The organism is Kitasatospora sp. NPDC059146, assembly GCF_042786665.1.
Taxonomy (GTDB): Bacteria; Actinomycetota; Actinomycetes; order Streptomycetales; family Streptomycetaceae; genus Kitasatospora.
In genome coordinates this window covers 5,824-23,704 of sequence record NZ_JBHZCY010000029.1, presented here as the reverse complement: position 1 = coordinate 23,704, position 17,881 = coordinate 5,824, and the positions used below count along the sequence as shown (strand labels likewise).

Below are 17,881 nucleotides of genomic sequence, written 5' to 3'. Positions count from 1 at the left end.
CCGAAGGGGGCGCCGCCGCAGGGGGGAGGGCAGGGGAACCGCCACAGGCGGTCCGGGCTCCCAGAGGACCGTAGCACCGTACCCGGCGTCCGGCCTGTGGAGGGGCCGCTGACCTGCCGCGATTCATGGCTCTCCGGCTATCGGTCCAGCCGCGGGCGACCGTCGGGGCGGGCGCTCGCCCGACGCCGTTCCGGTTGCCCCGCTCCTCGCGCAGCCGACATCATCGAGGCGGGAACCGGTCGCGTCGGCGACCGTCGTGCCCGATCAGGAAGGCGACGAGCGATGGACGCCATGCCACAGCGGCCCCTGCGGTACGCCGTCGGACTGCCCAACCGGCGCGAGTACGCGGATCCCCGCCTGCTCCGCGAACTGGGAGTGCTGGCGGAACGGTCCGGCTGGGACGGCTTCTTCCTCTGGGACGGCCAGGTCGCGGAACACCCGGACGAGCACCTCACCGACTCGTGGACCACGCTCGCCGCGATCGCCGCCGACACGGAGCGCCTGCGACTCGGCGTCATGGTGAGCGTGCTCGCCCTCAAGCGCCCCGCCGAAGTCGCCCGCGCCACCGTCGCGTTGGACCTGCTCAGCGGCGGGCGGCTGATCTTCGGCGCCGGCCTCGGGTCCTCCGCGGCCGAGTTCCAAGCACTGGGCCAGGATCCGGACCCACGGGTGCGCGCGGAGAAGCTGGACGAAGCCCTCCACGTCCTCGACGGGCTGTGGACGGGCCGGCCGTTCACCTTCCACGGCCGCTGGTTCACCGTCACGGACCTCACCTTCCAGCCGGTGAGCCCGCAACGCCCGCGCATCCCGGTGTGGATCGCCGGCACCTGGCCCGCGCGACGCCCCATGCGGCGGGCCGCACAGTGGGACGGCGTCTTCCCCACGCGGGCGGGGGTGGGCCACGCCGAGATGATGCCTCCTGCCGACCTGGAAACCGTGGTCTCCTACGTCCGCGCCCAACGGGCCGTCCGGAACGGGCAGTTCGACGCCCCCTCCGACGCCCCCTCCGACGCCTCCTCCGATGCCTCCTTCGACGTCGTCATGGAGGGTCGGACGTCCGGGTTGCGGCGGGATGCCGACGCGATGGTCGTCGCCCCGTACCGGGCGGCCGGCCTCACCTGGTGGGTGGAGAAACTGGGCTGGTTCCGGGGCCCGGTCGAACTCGTCCGTGCCCGGATCCGATCCGGACCCCCCGTCCCCGTCGACCCGGGAGCCGATCCCGTCGGGACCGGGTGCCGGACGGAGCCGGTCGTCGGACGGCCGTGAAAATCGGCTGACAACTGCGCCCGGTTCCCCGATTCTTGGCCCGTGCCCAAGGAACCGGACGTGCTCAGCCTCAGGATCACCGGCCCACCGCCGGAGGACCGTTATCTGGAGGTCCGGCCGATCGTCAACGGCCGGGACTTCCTGACGGACGTGTCCACCCACGTCGACGGCGGCCCCCCGTACGCAGGGGTGGGCCCCCGGTACCTCCTGAGCCCGGACGGGCCGTTGCAGGCCCGCGAGGGGTCCCACGAGGCGTCCCACGAGGTCCGGCTTGCGTGGGCCGGCTGCGGTTACGAGAAGTGCTGCGGCGCGCTGTACGTGACGGTCGGCCGCGACGGGGAGCAGGTCGTCTGGTCGGGCTGGCGCAATTCGGCCTCTCGGGACGTCGACCTGCCGGAACTCCGGTTCGCCGCAGGGCCGTACGAGGCCGAGGTCCGGCGGGCCGAGGCGGACCGCGCCTGGGAGACGACGACCGGAGCGGTCGCGCGGCTGCTCGAAGCGAGGCTCCGGAGCCGGACGGACTGGCTGCTCAGGTGGGACTGCGAGGTGGATGCCGTCTGGAACCACCGAGAGAACCCCGACCGGATCCACCTCCTGCTGCTGCACCCCCGGGACCGGGCCGAATCCGACCTGCCCTGGCTCCAGTTCGGCATCGCCCTGCCGATCTCCGCCGCCGACCCGTCGGCCCAGGCCGAGCAGTTGGAGGCCCGGCTGACCGCGACCGATCCCCGGGCCACCGCCGAGGTCTGGGGCGGTTCGTACCAGGCCGAGCAACTCGGCTACCCGTGGCCGCCGGTCGACCCGGATTTCGGCTGACCGACCGGGGGAGCGGTCGTCGGCGCGGGCCCCGCCGGCGGGCCGCTCACGGCAGCCAGTGCACCGGGGAAGCCCGGCGGACGTGGACCAGGATGTCGAACGCCTCGGCCAGGGAGTCCACGGCGAGGTGCTCGACGGCGTCGCGCTCCGGGGTGTAGAGGCCGCTGACCACCCGGGCCTTGGCCGGGCCGTCCCACTCGCGGCGGACCTCCTCCCGGCGCAGGTCCAGCCAGCGGGCGGGCAGGCCGGGCTCGCCGAGCCTCGCGTCGACCAGGTCCGCGGCCGGTGCGGGGGCGACGGCGGTGCCGAGGTCGCCGTGGTGGAAGCCGATCGCGACCGAGACGTACCGCGCGCCGTAGCGCCCGCGGAGCAGACTGCCGGCAGTGGCCTGCGGGCCCCGCTCGGGTGCGACGCCGAGCACCGCCTCGGTCGCCGCGGTGTGGGCGATGCCGTCCCAGTAGACGGTGCGCAGGCCGGTGCGGTGCTGGAAGGCGGCGATGGCCCCCGCCCACAGTTCGGCCTCGCCCGCGTAGGTGCCGCGCCCGGCGACGCTGCGCTCGTGGAAGTCCACGATCAGCCGCATCCTGGCGAGTGCGTCACCTTCACCTTCGCCGTCACCGGATCCGGCTCCGGTGCCGGGCAGGGACTCGACCAACGCCCGTGCGGCGCGGGCGTGTTCGGCGAAGGGCCGACCGGGGTGGACGCCCCGAGCCCGCTGCACGTGCTCGTCGATCCGATGGGCCGTACGGATCGGCTCCAGGTGGGCCGCCAGTTCCGCGAGCCGCTCCGGCGCCATCGTGCGCACCTGCGCGAGGACGGCGTCGTAGTCGGCGTCCCCGGCCTGGACCGGCTTCACCCCGAGGATCCGGACCGGGTCGTCCGGGTGGTCACGGTTGAAGGCCCGGATCCACTCCAGCGCGCCGGCCATCTCCTCGGTGCGCCCCGGCCGCCAGGCCCCGGCCAGGGCGTCCGCCGTCGAGCCCTCGCCGCCGCGTACGTACGCGTCGAGGGCTTCACCGACTCCCGCGCCGTCCTGGACGGCCAGGGCGCGGAAGCCGCGGTCCCGGACGAGTCGGCGGAAGAGCTGGTCCCGTACCCCGAAGGTCTCCCGGGAGAAGCGGGTGGACTCGCCGAGGCCGACCACCACCGCCCCAGTGGCCAGTCGCCCGGCGATCCGGTCGAGTTCGACGTCGGGCAGGGGGAGGGCGGCGTCGGTGTGCGGGCGGGGAGCTGCGGTGGTGTTCGGCATGGCGATCAGTCTCGATCCTCAAGCTGACTTGAGGTCAAGAGCGGGGTGCGACGGGGTCAGGCCGTGCCGCCGGGGGCCGGGGCGAAGGTGGTGTCGAGCCAGTCGAAGGCGACCTGCTGGAAGCGCGCCATGGCGCCCATGTGGCAGTGCTCGCCCGCGCCTTCGGACTCGGGGAGGGTGATCAGGGTGTGCGGGCAGGTCAGGGCGGCCGCGACCCGCTGGGGCTCGCCGCGGAAGAACTGGTCGTCCTCGGCATCCAGGACGAGGGTGGGGCAGGCGATGAGCGGGGCTACGCCGTCGAGGGTGTAGGCGGCGGTCCGGCGGATGTAGTCCGAGGCGGAGCTCGCGCCGAAGGCCCACACGCCGTTGCGCAGCGCCCAGCGCAGCTGGGTGACCGCTTGCATCATCAGGCCGAGCACCGGGTCGGCGAGGTCGTCGCGCCCGCTCTCGACCCAGTCCAGGAGGAACGGCGGCATGACCCGGGTGTGGGCGTTGTGGTAGTCGTACAGGCCGTCGTCCAGGACGAGGGCGGCCAGCCGGTGTTCGAAAGCGGCGGCGCGGGCGGTGAGGTAGCCGCCGAGGCTGTAGCCGAACAGGGCGATCCGGTCGGGGGCGATCTCCGGGCGGGTGAGGGCGTAGTCGACCACCGGGGTGACCACGGCCTCCCAGTCGGGGCGGAAGGTGAGCCCCTGCTCGCGCAGTACGGCGCCCTGGCCGGGGCCGTCGTAGGCCAGCACGTTGTAGCCGCGGCGCAGTGCGGCCGCGCCGATGACGAAGTAGGCCTCCTCCAGGGTGGAGTCGAAGCCGCTGGTGAAGACGACGGTCGGGCGGGGGAGGCCGGAGTTGTCGACCAGGAAGAGGTACCCGGGGAGGGTGGTGTCCTGGTAGGGGATGCGCACGGCCTCGACGGGGTGGTCCAGCAGTCCGGCGGCGGTGGCGAAGGTCTCGCGGGAGAGCGCGGAGAGGGCCTTGACCTCGGGGTCGTGGGCGGGGTCGTCGCGACGGTAGAACTCGGCGGTGCGGTAGTAGTTCGAGGCGCGCAGCAGGGCCTCGCGGGCGCTGACCCGGTGGCCGGCGGCGAGGGCGGCGGTGCCGATGGCGTGGACGCGCTGCGCGGTCCGCTTCCACTCGCGCAGCCAGGCCTCCTCGTCGCCCGCGGCGACGTTGCGGAGGGTGGTCAGGACCTCGCCCAGGTCGGCGCCGCCGTCGTTGGCGAAGCCGGCCGCGCGCAGGGCCTCGAAGGAGAAGGACTCGTCGTCGTACAGGAACTGCATGGTGCACCCCAGACCGTTTGTCGAGACGGAACGGTTTCGTCTCGCCTTCGAGGTCGACGATAGACCTCGCCCAGTCGAGACGCAACCGTTCCGCCTCGTGTAGGTTCGGGGCATGCCCAGCACCCCCGCGCCCCCGCCCCCGCCCTCGACCCCCGCCCTCGGCCGCGCCCCTGCCCCTGGCCGCGCCCCCGCACGCAGGCTGCCCGGCGGGCCCGTCCTCCAGGACTCGGTGACCGAGGCCATCGCCGAAGCGTTCTTCGAGGAGCTCGCCGCGGTCGGCTACGCCCGGCTCTCCCTGGAGGCCGTGGCCAAGCGCGCCGGCGCGGGCAAGGCGGCCATCTACCGCCGCTGGGCCTCCAAGCTGGAGATGACCGTCGACCTGGTCTCCGCCGTCGCCGTCGCCGAGTCCGGACCTGCCGACACCGGAACCCTGCGCGGCGACGTCCTGGCCTTCGTCACCGAGGTCGCCGACGCGCTCAACCAGCGGCTCCCCGCGCGGATCATCCCCGACCTGCTCGCCGAGGCCGGCCGCACCCCCGAACTGGCCCAGGCCCTGCTCACCAACGTCCGCGACGCGCGTCGCGGCAGGGCCACCCAGCTCCTGGAACGGGCGGTCGACCGCGGCGAGCTCCCCGCCGACGTGGACCGCGAGATCGCCCTCGACCTCCTGGTCGGCCCGCTCTACTGGCGCCTCGCCGTGGTCCACACCCCGACCGCCCCCGACCACCTCGACCGCCTCACCGACAAGCTGCTCGCGGCCTTCCGCGCCTGACGGGGTGCGGCGCGGCGTGGCGCGGGCCGCCCGCACGACGGCGGACGGGTGACGGGCGGGGCGGTACGGGCCCGACCTCCCGTCAGGCGGCCCGGCGTGGTGCCACTATCTGGGGCGTATCGGCGCATCCGGCGCGATTCGACCGGTTCCCCCAAGGAGGAGCTCCGCAATGAGCCGTCGCACCCACCGCCCCGCCATGCTCGTGGCCCTGGCGTTCGTCCTCGCCCCGCTCGCCGGCTGCAGCGGCGCCGGCGTCAGCGGCGCGGGCCCGGTGGCCGTCGCGCCCCCGCCGCCGGAGAAGGCCTTCGGTCAGGCGTGCGCCGCGCTGCCCGGCCAGGGTGCCGGCAGCCTGGAGGCGATGGGCGGCACGCCCGTCCTGACCGCGATCGACCAGACCAAGGACCTCTCCCAGCTGTCCACGCTGGTGAAGACCGCCAAGGCCAAGGACATCTTCGACTCGATGGAGAACGTCACGGTCTTCGCCCCGAACGACGCCGCCTTCGCCAAGCTGACGGAGGACCAGAAGAAGGCCCTCGGCACCCAGCAGGGCGCCGGCGACCTGGTCCGCAAGCTCATCGTCGTCCGCGACCTGCGCAAGGACGACCTCCAGGACAAGCAGTACAACTCGCTGCAGGGCGCCGTCATCAAGGCCAGCGGCAGCGGCGAGGACTACCGCATCGGCGGGGCCCAGGTGCTCTGCGGCAGCATCAAGACGGCCAACGCCCGGCTGGCGATCCTGGACACGGTGCCGGCCTTCGGCTGACACCCCCTCCCGTGGCGGGCCGGTCCCCTGGACTGGCCCGCCTTGCGTTTCCGCTCTCCCGTCCGGCTCCTGTTCGCCCGTTGTCCCGCCGTTGTCCTGCCGTCGTCCGCCCGTCGTCCGCCCGTCGTCCGGCCGCTGCGCCGAACGATGTCCGGCGCTGGGCCGAAAGCGGGCATTCCGGCACGAAAATACGATGACACGATGTCAGGTCATCCGTACCGGGCGTTGACCTCGGCAATTCTCTTGCCCACGCACGCGGGCATTCGCGTGACGGTCCTGTTGTCCGCCCACCCACGTCGTCGTGGGTGGGCGGTCGCGAGAGGAGACGCCGGATGGCTCCGGTGAGGTCGTTGCTCGGCGGTCGGTTCTCGACGGCCATGCGTGGTGTGCTCGCGCTGCTCTGCCTGCTGCCCCAGGGCGGACTGGCGCTGGCCGCCGCCCCGCCCGCGTACGCGCCCCAGGAGCCGTCCGAGGAGCAGCGGGCGCTGGTGGCGTGCACGCCGACCGGCACCTTCACCAACTGCACCCGGTTCACCTACAGCGGCGGCGACCAGACCTTCACCGTGCCGGCCGGTGTTACCAGCGTCTACGCGCGGCTCTGGGGCGGTGGTGGCGGCGGCTCGCCGAGCGCCTACTACACCGGTCAGTTCGGCGGCGGTGGCGGCGGCTACACCACCGGCACCATCGCCGTGACGCCCGGTCAGAGCCTGACCGTCACCTCCGGTCAGGGCGGTCTGATGAACCGGACCACCGCGGTGTACGGCGGCGGCGGTCCCGGCGGCCGGGGCGGGGCCGGCGGAGGCCTGGCGACGGGCGCCAGCGGCGGCGGCATGAGCGCCGTGTGGAACGGCACCTACGGCGGCACCCCGCTGCTGATCGCCGGTGGGGGCGGCGGCTCCTCGCCGGGCGCCGACACCGGCACCCCCGCAGGCGGCGGCGGTGGCGGCACCACCGGCGGCCAGGACAACCGCCCGGCGAGCTCCGGCCGTGGCGGCACCCAGAGCGCCGGCGGCGCGGCCGCCACCCAGACCAGCTGCGGCAGCGCCACGGCGGGCAGCCGCTTCCTCGGCGGCAGCGGTGCGCCCAACAACAACGAGGGCGGCGGCGGTGGCGGCGGCGGCCTGTACGGCGGTGGTGGCGGCGCCTGCCAGGGCCCGAGCTCCCTGGAGCTCAACGGCATGGGCGGTGGCGGCTCCGGCTACACCGGCGGCACCGGCGTGACCAACGCGCAGACCACCGCCGGCGCCAACAGCGCCGCCAACGGCCAGGGCGGCCTGGCCGCAGGACGCAGCGACGCGCTCTACGGCTCCGGCATCGGCAACGGCGGCGGCACCGCCAACGGCGGCAACGGCGAGGTCACCCTGGAGTGGGTGACGCAGACCGGCCTGTCCATCAGGAAGACGGCCGCCCCGACCACCTACGTCCCGGGCCGGACCCTCACCTACACCGTCGTGGTCAGCAACGCCGGCCCGGCACCCGCCGTCGGCGCGGCGGTCCGGGACGCGCTGCCGTCCCCGCTGTCCGGGTTCACCTGGACCTGCTCGGCCGGCTCCGGGAGCAGCGGCTGCGGCGACGCGAGCGGCACCGGCAGCATCGACACGACGGCGACGGTCGCGGTGAACGACTCCGTGACGTACACGGTGACCGGCACGGTCCCGTCCGGGACCACCGGCACCCTGTCGAACACCGCGACGGTCACCCGCCCCAGCGCCACGACGGACCCGAACTGCGGACCGACCTGCTCCAGCACCGTCGACACCCCGGGCCAGGTGACCACCGGACTGTCGGTGACCAAGACGCCCGACAAGAACCCGTACGTGCCCGGGCAGCCGCTGACCTACACCATCGTGGTGAAGAACGCCGGCCCCTCGGACGCCGTCGGCACCTCGGTCGCGGACAAGCTGCCCAACGCGATCCAGGGCTTCACCTGGAGGTGCACGGCCTCCAGCGGCAGTAGCTGTGGTGCCACCGCGTCCGGCACGGGCGACATCAACACGACGGTCACCGTCCTGGCGGGCGGCCAGGTGAGCTACACGCTCACCGGCACGGTGCCGTCGGACGCGAACGGCTCACTGGACAACCGCGCCACGGTCACCCCGCCCACCGGCGCCACCGACCCGAACTGCTCGCCGAAGTGCACCAGCACCGCCAACCCCATCCCGCCGGGCAACCAGGCGAACCTGGTCGTCTCCAAGACCCTGCTGACCAATCCGGTGGTGCCGGGCCAGCAGGTCAAGTGGCAGGTGAAGGTCACCAACAACGGACCCTCCCGGGCCCGCAACGTCGTCGTGACCGACCAGGTCCCGGCCGGGGTCACCGGGGCCGCCATGGTCAACGACCAGGACGGCAGCGCCTGCCCGGTCGCCAACGGCACGGCCACGTGCCCCGCCGTCGAGATCCCGGTCAACGGCACCGCCAGCTGGACGCTCAGCGGCACGCTCGACCCCAACGCCACCACCACGCCGACCAACTCCGCCGTCGTCACCGGCGGCCCCGACCCGTCGGCGTCCTCGCGCACCGCGGTCGCCTCGCCGACCGCGACGCCCACGCCGCAGGCCGGCCTGACCATCTCGAAGACGCTGCTGACCAGCCCGGTGGTGCCCGGGCAGCAGATCCAGTGGCGGGTGACCGTCACCAACAACGGCCCGTCGCGGGCGCGGAACGTGGTCGTGACCGACCAGGTGCCGGCCGGGGTGAGCGGCGCTTCGATGAAGGCCGACGCGGACGGGACCGCCTGCTCGATCAGTGGTGGTGTCGCGACGTGTCCGGCGGTGGAGATCCCGGCGGGCTCGTCCGCGAGCTGGACGCTGAGCGGCACGCTCGACCCCAACGCCACCACCACGCCGACGAACACGGTGACGGTGACGGGCGGGCCCGACCCGTCGGCCTCGACCCGCACCGCCGTGGCCTCGCCGACCGCCGCGCCCACGCCGCAGGCGGGCCTCAAGGTCTCCAAGTCGCTGGTGACCAGCCCGGTGGTGCCCGGCCAGCAGATCCAGTGGCAGATCAACGTCTTCAACTCCGGTCCGTCGCGGGCCCGGAACGTGGTGGTCGCCGACCAGATCCCGGCCGGGGTCAACAACGCCACCATGACCGGGCCGAACGGCACCACCTGCCCGATCGCCAACGGCGTCGCCACCTGCCCGGCGGTCGAGATCCCGGCCGGCCAGGCGCTGAACTGGACGCTCACCGGGACGCTGGACCCGAACGCCACCACCACGCCGACGAACACGGTGACGGTGACGGGCGGTCCGGATCCGACGGCTGCCACGCACACGGCGGTGGCGTCTCCGTCCAACTCGCCTTCGCCGCAGGCGAACCTGGCCGTCTCGAAGGTGCTGCTGACGAGCCCGGTGGTGCCGGGTCAGCAGGTGCAGTGGCGGGTGTCGGTGACCAACAACGGGCCTTCACGGGCGCGGAATGTGGTGGTGACGGATCAGGTGCCGGCTGGGGTGAGCGGTGCGTCGATGACGGGTTCGGACGGTTCCACCTGTCCGATCAGTGGTGGTGTGGCGACGTGTCCTGCGGTGGAGATCCCGGCGGGGCAGACGATGACGTGGACGCTCTCCGGGACGCTGGACCCGAACGCCACGGCGACGCCTTCGAACACGGTGACGGTGACGGGTGGTCCGGATCCGACGGCTGCCACGCACACGGCGGTGGCGTCTCCGTCCAACTCGCCTTCGCCGCAGGCCAATCTGACTGTGTCGAAGGTGCTGCTCACGAATCCGGTGGTGCCCGGTCAGCAGGTGCAGTGGCGGGTGTCCGTCACGAACAACGGTCCGTCGAGGGCCCGGAACGTGGTGGTGACGGACCAGGTGCCGTCCGGTGTCGCCGATGCCTCGATGCGGGCCGATGCGAGTGGGGCTGCCTGCCCGATCAGTGGTGGTGTGGCGACGTGTCCGGCGGTGGAGATTCCGGCCGGTCAGACGGTGACCTGGACGTTGACGGGAACGCTCGCCTCCGATGCGACGGCGACGCCTTCGAACACGGTGACGGTCACGGGTGGTCCGGATCCGACGGCTGCCACGCACACGGCGGTGGCGTCTCCGTCCAACTCGCCTTCGCCGCAGGCCAATCTGACCGTGTCGAAGGTGCTGCTCACGAATCCGGTGGTGCCTGGGCAGCAGGTGCAGTGGCGGGTGTCGGTCACGAACAACGGTCCGTCCCGGGCGCGGAACGTGGTGGTGACGGATCAGGTGCCGTCGGGGGTGAGCGGTGCTTCGATGGCGGGTTCGGACGGTTCCACCTGTGCGATCAGTGGTGGTGTGGCGACGTGTCCGGCGGTGGAGATCCCGGCCGGGCAGACGATGACCTGGACGCTCTCCGGGACGCTGGACCCGAACGCGACCACCACGCCGACCAACTCCGTGACGGTGACCGGCGGTCCTGACCCGACGGTGTCCAGCCACACGGCGGTGGCCTCGCCGACCTCGTCGCCCACGCCGCAGGCCGGGCTGAGTATCGGCAAGGTGCTGCTGACGAACCCGGTCGTGCCGGGCCAGCAGATCCAGTGGCAGGTGACGGTCACCAACAACGGGCCCTCGCGCGCCCGGAACGTCGTCGTCACCGACCAGGTACCGGCGAGCGTCAACGGCGCGTCGATGACGGCAGACGCCGACGGCGCCAACTGCCCCGTCAGCAGCGGGGTTGCGACCTGCCCCGCTGTGGAGATCCCGGCCGGGCAGGCCCTCACCTGGACGCTCACCGGCACGCTCTCGCCCGACGCGACGACCACCCCGACGAACACGGCGGTCGTCACCGGCGGCCCCGACCCGGCGGCCACGGCCCGTACGGCGGTCGCCTCGCCGAGCTCCTCGCCGACGCCGCAGGCCAAGCTCGTCGTCTCGAAGGCGTTGCTCACCGATCCGGTGGTGCCGGGCCAGCAGGTGCAGTGGCGGGTGACGGTCACGAACAACGGGCCTTCGCGGGCTCGGAACGTCGTGGTCACGGATGCGGTGCCGGCGGGTGTGAACGACCCGAGCATGGTGGCCTCCGACGGGACCGCCTGCCCGATCGCGAACGGGACGGCGACGTGTCCGGCGGTGGAGATCCCTGCGGGCTCGTCCGCGACCTGGACGTTGACGGGCACGCTGGCGCCGGATGCGACCGTGACGCCGACGAACACGGCGGTGGTGACGGGCGGTCCTGATCCGACGGCGACCGCGCACACCGCTGTCGCTTCGCCGACCTCGACGCCTTCGCCTCAGGCGAAGCTCGTCGTCTCGAAGGTGCTGCTCACGGATCCTGTGGTTCCGGGTCAGCAGGTGCAGTGGCGGGTGTCGGTCACGAACAACGGTCCTTCGCGGGCGCGGAACGTGGTGGTGACGGATCAGGTGCCGTCGGGGGTGAGCGGTGCTTCGATGACGGGTTCGGACGGTTCCACCTGCCCGATCGCCAGCGGTGTCGCGACGTGTCCCGCGGTGGAGATCCCGGCCGGGCAGACGATGACGTGGACGCTCTCCGGCACGCTGGATGCGAACGCGACGACCACCCCGACCAACACGGCGGTCGTCACGGGCGGTCCTGACCCGACGGCGACCGCGCACACCGCCGTCGCCTCGCCGAGCACGTCGCCCTCGCCTCGTGCGAACCTCACCGTCTCGAAGTCGCTGCTGACGAACCCGGTGGTGCCGGGTCAGCAGGTGCAGTGGCAGGTGAGCGTCACGAACAACGGTCCTTCGCGGGCGCGGAACGTGGTGGTGACCGATCAGGTGCCGTCCGGGGTGAACGGTGCCTCGATGAAGGCGGATGCTGACGGCTCCACCTGCCCGATCGCCAGCGGTGTCGCGACGTGTCCCGCAGTGGAGATCCCGGCCGGCCAGACGATGACCTGGACACTCTCCGGCACGCTGGACCCGAACGCGACTGCGACCCCCGGCAATACGGTGACGGTGACGGGTGGCCCGGACCCGACGGCGTCCACGCACACAGCGGTGGCGTCTCCGTCCAACTCGCCTTCCCCGCAGGCGAATCTGACCGTGTCGAAGTCGCTGCTGACGAACCCGGTGGTGCCCGGTCAGCAGATCCAGTGGCAGGTGTCGGTGACCAACAACGGGCCGTCGCGGGCTCGGAACGTCGTGGTCACGGATACGGTGCCGTCCGGGGTGAACGACGCCTCGATGCGGGCCGACGCCGGTGGGGTCGCCTGCCCGATCAGTGGTGGTGTGGCGACGTGTCCGGCGGTGGAGATTCCGGCAGGGCAGACGATGACCTGGACGTTGACGGGAACGCTCGCCTCCGATGCGACGGCGACGCCGTCGAACACCGTGACGGTCACGGGTGGTCCGGACCCGACTGCCGCCACGCACACGGCGGTGGCTTCGCCGTCGAACTCGCCGTTGCCGCAAGCGAATCTGTCGGTGTCGAAGGTGCTGCTGACGAACCCGGTGGTGCCGGGTCAGCAGATCCAGTGGCAGGTGAGCGTCACCAACAACGGGCCTTCGCGGGCGCGCAATGTGGTGGTGACCGATCGGGTGCCGGTTGGGGTGAGCGGTGCCTCGATGACGGGTTCGGACGGTTCCACCTGCCCGGTCGCCAGCGGTGTCGCGACGTGTCCGGCGGTGGAGATCCCGGCCGGCCAGACGATGACCTGGACACTCTCCGGGACGCTGGACCCGAACGCGACCACCACGCCGACCAACTCCGTGACGGTGACCGGCGGTCCCGACCCGACGGCGACCAGCCACACGGCGGTCGCCTCGCCGACTTCGTCGCCGACCCCGCAGGCCGGGCTGAGTATCGGCAAGGTGCTGCTGACGAACCCGGTCGTGCCGGGCCAGCAGATCCAGTGGCGGGTGAGCGTGACCAACAGCGGTCCCTCGCGGGCCCGGAACGTCGTGGTGACGGACCAGGTGCCGACCAGTGTCAACGGCGCGTCGATGACGGCGGACGCCGACGGTTCCACCTGCCCCATCGCCAATGGTGTGGCGACGTGTCCGGCGGTGGAGATTCCGGCGGGGCAGACGGCGACCTGGACCCTCAGCGGCACCCTCGACCCCAACGCGACGTCGACGCCGGGCAATACGGCAGTGGTGACGGGCGGCCCCGACCCGAGCGCGACGGCGCACACGGCCGTGGCCTCGCCTTCGAACTCGCCGTCGCCGCAGGCGAATCTGTCGGTCTCGAAGGTGCTGCTCACCGATCCGGTGGTCCCGGGCCAGCAGATCCAGTGGCGGGTGACGGTCACGAACAACGGGCCGTCGCGGGCGCGGAACGTCGTGGTCACGGATGCGGTGCCGGCGGGTGTGAACGACCCGAGCATGGCGGCCTCCGACGGGACCACCTGCCCGATCGCGAACGGGACGGCGACCTGTCCTGCGGTGGAGATCCCCGCGGGCTCGTCCGCGACCTGGACCCTGACCGGGACGCTGGCGCCGGACGCGACCGTGACGCCGACGAACACGGCGGTGGTGACGGGTGGTCCGGATCCGACGGCGACCGCGCACACGGCGGTGGCGTCTCCCTCGAACTCGCCCGCGCAGCAGGCGAGGCTGACGGTGTCGAAGGTGTTGCTCACCGACCCGGTGGTGCCGGGCCAGCAGGTGCAGTGGCGGGTGAGCGTGACCAACAACGGGCCTTCGCGGGCGCGGAACGTGGTGGTGACGGATCAGGTCCCGTCCGGGGTGAACAGTGCGTCGATGAAGGCGGATGCCGACGGTTCCATCTGCCAGATTGCCAATGGTGTGGCTACGTGTCCGGCGGTGGAGATCCCGGTCGGGCAGACGGCGACCTGGACGCTGTCCGGCACGCTCGATGCGAATGCGACCAGCACGCCGACGAACACGGCCGTGGTCACCGGCGGTCCCGACCCCTCGGCCACGGCGCACACGGTGGTGGCTTCGCCGTCGAACTCGCCTTCGCCGCAGGCGAAGCTGACCGTGTCGAAGGTGCTGCTGACGAACCCGGTGGTGCCGGGTCAGCAGATCCAGTGGCGGGTGTCGGTCACGAACAACGGGCCTTCGCGGGCGCGGAACGTGGTGGTGACGGATCAGGTCCCGTCCGGGGTGAACAGTGCCTCGATGGCGGCGGATGCTGACGGTTCCACCTGCCCGATCGCCAATGGTGTGGCCACGTGCTCGGCGGTGGAGATCCCGGTCGGGCAGACGGCGACCTGGACGCTGACGGGAACGCTGGCGCAGGACGCCACGCTGACGCCGGGCAACACGGTGACCGTGACGGGTGGTCCGGACCCGAGTACGCCGACCCACACGGCGGTGGCGACTTCCTCGAACTCTCCCTCGCCGCAGGCGAATCTGGTGGTCTCGAAGGTGCTGGTCACTGACCCGGTGGTGCCGGGCCAGCAGATCCAGTGGCGGGTGAGCGTGACGAACAACGGCCCTTCGCGGGCTCGGAACGTGGTCGTCACCGACCGGATCCCCGACGGGGTGCTGAACGGGTCGATGAGTGCGCAGGACGGTACGGCGTGCCCGATCGCGAGCGGGACGGCGGCCTGTCCGGCGGTGGAGATCCCGGCCGGGCAGACGCTGACCTGGACGCTCACCGGGACCCTCAGCCCGGACGCGACGATGACGCCGTCCAACACGGCGACCGTGACGGGTGGTCCGGACCCGAGTACGCCGACCCACACGGCGGTGGCGACTTCCTCGAACTCTCCCTCGCCGCAGGCGAATCTGGTGGTCTCGAAGGTGCTGGTCACTGACCCGGTGGTCCCGGGCCAGCAGATCCAGTGGCGGGTGACGGTCACGAACAACGGTCCTTCGCGGGCCCGGAACGTGGTGGTGAGCGACCGGGTGCCGGCTGGGGTGTCGAACGCGTCCATGGCGGCGCAGGACGGTACCGCGTGCCCGATCACGAGCGGGACGGCGGCCTGTCCGGCGGTGGAGATCCCGGCCGGGCAGACGCTGACCTGGACGCTCACCGGGACCCTCAGCCCGGACGCGACGGTGACCCCGTCCAACACGGTGACCGTGACCGGTGGTCCGGACCCGACGGCTGCCACCCAAACGGCGGTGGCGTCTCCTTCCAACTCGCCTGTGCCGCAGGCGAATCTTGCGGTGTCGAAGGTGCTGCTGACCAACCCGGTGGTGCCCGGGCAGCAGATCCAGTGGCGGGTGACGGTGACCAACAACGGTCCCTCGCGGGCCCGGAACGTCGTGGTCACGGACCGGGTGCCGGACGGTGTCAGCGGTGCGGGCATGACCGCCGCCGACGGGACCGTCTGCCCGATCACGAACGGGACGGCCGCCTGCCCGGCGATCGAGCTGGAGGTCGGCCAGTCGCAGACGTACACGCTGAGCGGCACGCTCATGCAGGACGCGACGGTGACGCCGACGAACACGGCGGTGGTGACGGGTGGTCCCGACCCCTCGGCCACGGCGCACACGGCGGTGGCTTCGCCGTCGAACTCGCCCTCGCCGCAGGCGAACCTGAGCATCGCCAAGGTGCTGGTGACCAACCCGGTCGTCCCCGGGCAGCAGATCCAGTGGCGCGTTTCGGTGACCAACAACGGTCCCTCGCGGGCCCGGAACGTGGTCGTGACCGACACGATCCCGGCCATGGTCAACGCCCCCGGGATGACCTCGGACACGGACGGTTCGACCTGTCCGATCAACAACGGCGTGGCGACCTGCCCCGCCGTCGAGATTCCGGCCGGCTCCACCGTGTCCTACACCGTCACCGGGACGCTCGACCCGGCGGCGACCAGCACCCCGGCGAACGTCGCCGTCGTCACCGGCGGGCCCGATCCGACGGCGACGGCCCACACGGCGACCGCGGAGGCCAGTGAGACGGTCGTGCCGCAGGCCCGCCTGACGGTGTCGAAGGTGCTGCTGACCGACCCGGTGGTGCCCGGACAGCGGATCGAGTGGCGGATCAGCGTGACCAACAACGGGCCGTCCCGGGCCCGGAACGTGGTGGTCAGCGACCGGCTGCCGGACGGCGTCGTCGGCGCCGAGCTGACGCCGGACGCGACGCACGCGGCCTGCCCGGTCTCGGGCGGCGTGGCGACCTGTCCGGCGGTGGAGATCCCGGTCGGCGGGTCGGCGACGTACACGGTCGCCGGCACCCTCGCCCAGGACGCGACGACGGTGCCCGGCAACACCGCCGTGGTGACCGGCGGACCGGACCCGAGCGCGACGGCCCACACGGCGGTCGCCTCGCCCACCGGCTCGCCCTCGCCGCAGGCGCGGCTGAGCCTGGCCAAGGTGCTGGTCACCGACCCGGTGGTGCCGGGTGGGACGATCCAGTGGCGGGTGACCGTCACCAACCAGGGGCCGTCCCGGGCCCGGAACGTCGTGGTCACCGACCGGGTCCCGGACGGCGTGACCGGCGCCATGATGGTCTCGGACGAGGACGGTACCCGGTGCGCGATCACCAACGGCGTCGCCGGCTGCCCGGCGATCGAGCTGGAGGTCGGGCAGATGGCCTCGTACACGCTGAGCGGGACGCTCGCTGCCGATGCCGTCGTCACCCCGACGAACACGGCGACGGCCACGGGTGGTCCGGACCCGAGCACGCCGACTCACACGGCGGTCGCCTCGCCCACCAACTCGCCGTCGCCGCAGGCGAATCTGTCGGTGTCGAAGGTGCTGGTCACCGACCCGGTGGTGCCGGGTCAGCAGATCCAGTGGCGGGTGACGGTGACCAACCACGGGCCTTCGCGGGCGCGCAATGTGGTGGTGACGGATCGGGTGCCGGCCGGGGTGTCGAATGCGTCGATGGTGGCGCAGGACGGTACGGCGTGCCCGATTGCGAGCGGGACGGCGACGTGTCCGGCGGTGGAGATCCCGGCGGGGCAGACGCTGACCTGGACGCTGTCCGGGACGCTGGATGCCAATGCGACGGTGACGCCGACCAACTCGGTCACCGTGACGGGTGGTCCGGATCCGACGGCGTCCTCGCACACGGCGGTGGCTTCGCCTTCGAACTCGCCGTCGCCGCAGGCGAATCTGTCGGTGTCGAAGGTGTTGCTGACGAACCCGGTGGTGCCGGGTCAGCAGGTGCAGTGGCGGGTGAGCGTGACGAACAATGGTCCTTCGCGGGCGCGGAACGTGGTCGTGACCGATCAGGTGCCGTCCGGGGTGACTGGTGCCTCGATGGTGGCGGATGCTGACGGGGCCAATTGCCCGATCAGCGGCGGGGTAGCGATGTGTCCGGCGGTGGAGATCCCGGCGGGGCAGACGGTGACCTGGACGCTCACCGGGACTCTCAGCGCGGATGCGACGGTGACGCCGTCCAACACGGTGACCGTGACCGGTGGTCCGGACCCGAGTACGCCGACCCACACGGCGGTGGCTTCACCGTCGAACTCGCCGTCGCCGCAGGCGAATCTGTCGGTGTCGAAGGTTCTGTTGACGAATCCGGTGGTTCCGGGGCAGCAGATCCAGTGGCGGGTGAGCGTGACGAACAATGGTCCTTCGCGGGCGCGGAACGTGGTCGTGACCGACCGGATTCCCGACGGGGTGCTGAACGCGTCGATGAGTGCGCAGGACGGTACGGCGTGCTCGATCGCGAACGGTACGGCGACCTGTCCGGCGGTGGAGATTGCGGCCGGTGGCACAGTGACCTGGACGCTCACCGGGACGCTGGCGCCGGACGCGACGGTGACGCCGACGAACACGGCGGTGGTGACGGGCGGTCCGGATCCGACGGCGACCGCGCACACGGCGGTGGCGTCTCCCACCAACTCGCCGTCGCCGCAGGCGAATCTGTCGGTGTCGAAGGTTCTGTTGACGAATCCGGTGGTTCCGGGGCAGCAGATCCAGTGGCGGGTGAGCGTC

The 17,881-nt window shown here is 72.4% G+C and carries 8 protein-coding genes; 5 read left to right on the top strand and 3 right to left on the bottom strand.

The genetic code is table 11. The features are described 5' to 3' along the window. Positions 1 to 282: 282 nt before the first annotated feature. Positions 283 to 1,266, top strand: coding sequence for an LLM class flavin-dependent oxidoreductase (locus tag ACFXPX_RS15465; RefSeq protein ID WP_380641553.1), 984 nt, complete (start codon positions 283 to 285; stop codon positions 1,264 to 1,266). 42 nt (positions 1,267 to 1,308) lie between these two features. Then, positions 1,309 to 2,082, top strand: a complete 774-nt coding sequence (locus tag ACFXPX_RS15460; RefSeq protein WP_380641551.1) for a hypothetical protein — start codon at positions 1,309 to 1,311, stop codon at positions 2,080 to 2,082. Between the two features lie 46 nt (positions 2,083 to 2,128). On the opposite strand, the gene ACFXPX_RS15455 is transcribed toward ACFXPX_RS15460, so the two are convergent. Next, the gene (locus ACFXPX_RS15455; protein ID WP_380641549.1) at positions 2,129 to 3,331 is read right to left on the bottom strand and encodes an erythromycin esterase family protein; all 1,203 of its coding nucleotides are present in this window, start codon (positions 3,329 to 3,331) and stop codon (positions 2,129 to 2,131) included. A 56-nt stretch (positions 3,332 to 3,387) separates the two neighbouring features. After that, a complete protein-coding gene (locus ACFXPX_RS15450) occupies positions 3,388 to 4,605 on the bottom strand; it encodes an alpha/beta hydrolase family protein (RefSeq protein WP_380641547.1) in 1,218 nt (405 codons plus the stop codon). 112 nt (positions 4,606 to 4,717) lie between these two features. Between ACFXPX_RS15450 and ACFXPX_RS15445 the strand changes: the two genes are divergently transcribed. Continuing rightward, entirely contained in the window at positions 4,718 to 5,377 is a 660-nt protein-coding gene (locus ACFXPX_RS15445; RefSeq protein WP_380641545.1) for a TetR-like C-terminal domain-containing protein, read from the top strand. A 169-nt stretch (positions 5,378 to 5,546) separates the two neighbouring features. Then, a complete protein-coding gene (locus ACFXPX_RS15440; protein WP_380525681.1) occupies positions 5,547 to 6,140 on the top strand; it encodes a fasciclin domain-containing protein in 594 nt (197 codons plus the stop codon). Between the two features lie 853 nt (positions 6,141 to 6,993). On the opposite strand, the gene ACFXPX_RS15435 is transcribed toward ACFXPX_RS15440, so the two are convergent. Beyond that, entirely contained in the window at positions 6,994 to 7,188 is a 195-nt protein-coding gene (locus ACFXPX_RS15435; RefSeq protein ID WP_380641543.1) for a hypothetical protein, read from the bottom strand. Between the two features lie 130 nt (positions 7,189 to 7,318). Here ACFXPX_RS15435 and ACFXPX_RS15430 point away from each other — a divergent pair. Beyond that, positions 7,319 to 17,881 (top strand): hypothetical protein (locus tag ACFXPX_RS15430; RefSeq protein WP_380641541.1); only part of this gene is annotated, 10,563 nt, incomplete at its 3' end.

What these genes read in the sequence shown, in the direction of transcription:
- ACFXPX_RS15455 (WP_380641549.1), bottom strand. Translation starts at nt 3,331, where the DNA reads ATGCCGAACACCACCGCAGCTCCCCGCCCGCACACCGACGCCGCCCTC.
- ACFXPX_RS15465 (WP_380641553.1), top strand. Translation starts at nt 283, where the DNA reads ATGGACGCCATGCCACAGCGGCCCCTGCGGTACGCCGTCGGACTGCCC.
- ACFXPX_RS15450 (WP_380641547.1), bottom strand. Translation starts at nt 4,605, where the DNA reads ATGCAGTTCCTGTACGACGACGAGTCCTTCTCCTTCGAGGCCCTGCGC.
- ACFXPX_RS15445 (WP_380641545.1), top strand. Translation starts at nt 4,718, where the DNA reads ATGCCCAGCACCCCCGCGCCCCCGCCCCCGCCCTCGACCCCCGCCCTC.
- ACFXPX_RS15440 (WP_380525681.1), top strand. Translation starts at nt 5,547, where the DNA reads ATGAGCCGTCGCACCCACCGCCCCGCCATGCTCGTGGCCCTGGCGTTC.